Raw genomic sequence first — 1,903 nt, forward strand, 5'->3', positions numbered from 1 at the left:
GATCTATTATCTCCCTTGCTGTTTTCAAACACGCCCCTTTTTCTTTTAGACAGGTTGCGTACCTTTACTCGTAAGGAAGAAGAGGTCAAGATTATCGGGAGTTTTAACGCTTCCTATAAAATCACCCCGGAACTCACTGCGAGAATTCTCATGAGTGGGGATTACCAAAGTGAATTCTTCACCTCTGCTGAAGGGCCGGAGTCTTTTAACGCTCTACTCTTTGGGGGTGCGGAAAATCCGACTTCAGGAGCCCAGTCACAACAAAGTACACGACAGTTTTCCTACAACCAGGTAACGTCCCTTAATTATGCGAATAGCTGGGGCAGGCACTCTTTGGATGTCGGTGCCTACACGGAATACTTTAAAGCCCATTTACGTACGTTCGGGTATAATTCGAACGGATTGATTCCTGCAACTTTCTCCCCTGGAGACGGTTCAGGTTTGATTCCGGTGCAGATCGACCCAGATACAGGGGGATTGCTGTTTGTGGATACGGCCAATGCTAATATCCTCAATGCAGGACTCTTCTCCTACTTTGGAAGCGCGGATTATGATTACGATACACGTTACGGAATTACGGGAACCATACGTCGGGATGCCTCCTACCGCTTTGCGGGAAGTAACAAATGGGCCACCTTCTGGTCTGTGGCCGGGCGTTGGAACATTCATAACGAGGCCTTTATGGATGGTTCAATCTTTGATCAATTGAAATTGAGGGCATCTTATGGAACTGCAGGTAACCAGCGTATTGCGGGTACCAGCTATTTCTCTTCTCCCGATTTAACGGAGAATTTCTTTGCCACAGGAAGTGGTTACGGTAACCAAACGGCCATATTCCTCTCACAAATCGGAAATACGACCCTACAGTGGGAAACGGTAACTCAATTTGATGTGGGGCTTGACTTTGAGATTTTTGACCGTCGCCTCAGGGGTACCGTAGATTACTACGACAAGAAAACTTCGGACCTGTTCCAGAGTACACCGGTTTCTGCGATAAACTCTGTTACTTCGCTGAATGCAAACACCGGAGATTTGTATAACCGAGGAGTTGATTTTACCCTGAACTGGGATATAGTTCGCAGTGATTCTCCTGACGGATTCAACTTCACTCTGAACGGAGTCGGTAACTTTAACGAAACCGAGTTGGCAAATCTTCCGAATGAAGAAGGGGAGATCATCGGCACGGGACGAAACGGAGGCCAGCTCTTTGAGTACTTTACCCTGCGTTATGCAGGTGTCAACCCTGCGAACGGGAATCTTTTATTCTTAACTGCGGATGGAGACGTAACTGAGAATCCAAATGCGGATACAGACCGGGTATGGCTCGATAAGAATATTTTTCCAAAATGGCAGGGTAGCTTCGGATTCAATATGGATTACAAAGGCTTCTTCCTGACCACCCAATTTAATTACGTTACAGGTGTAGACAGGTTTGACAACGACCTGGCAGGTTTCCAGAATCCTGATAATATCGGTCAGTTCCGGACCTCACGCGACCTGCTTCGCGCATGGACTCCTGATAACCGGGTTACGGACATTCCGTCTTATGACGCCTTTAACCGGGCCTCATTTGGATCAGACCGGTACCTGGTTGAGGCAGACTATGTGAGACTGCGATTCCTGCAGTTGGGATATAACTTCCCTCAGCGCTTTATTGAGAAAACTGGTTTTTCCAGACTCCGGGTCTTTGGAAATGCGGAAAACCTGTTTACCTGGACTAAATGGCGCGGGTTTGACGCAGAAGCGCAGAATAACACCTCAAGACTATACCCAACGCCTCGGATTATGTCCATAGGAGTTGAATTAGGATTTTAAAAAAACAGAGCGATGAAAAACATTAGAAATATATTGTTAACAGTAGGTGTAGTTGCAGGGCTTGCTTCCTGTAACGACGCCATAGATA

1 pseudogene is annotated in these 1,903 nt (G+C 46.7%); it reads left to right on the forward strand.

The annotated features are described in order from the left end of the window. Nucleotides 1–1,815, forward strand: a pseudogene (locus WBV75_RS13400) (SusC/RagA family TonB-linked outer membrane protein); the annotation flags it as partial. Between the last annotated feature and the right edge of the window lie 88 nt (nt 1,816–1,903).

Origin of the sequence: Robiginitalea sp., assembly GCF_049588695.1 — a bacterium.
Taxonomy (GTDB): Bacteria; Bacteroidota; Bacteroidia; order Flavobacteriales; family Flavobacteriaceae; genus Robiginitalea.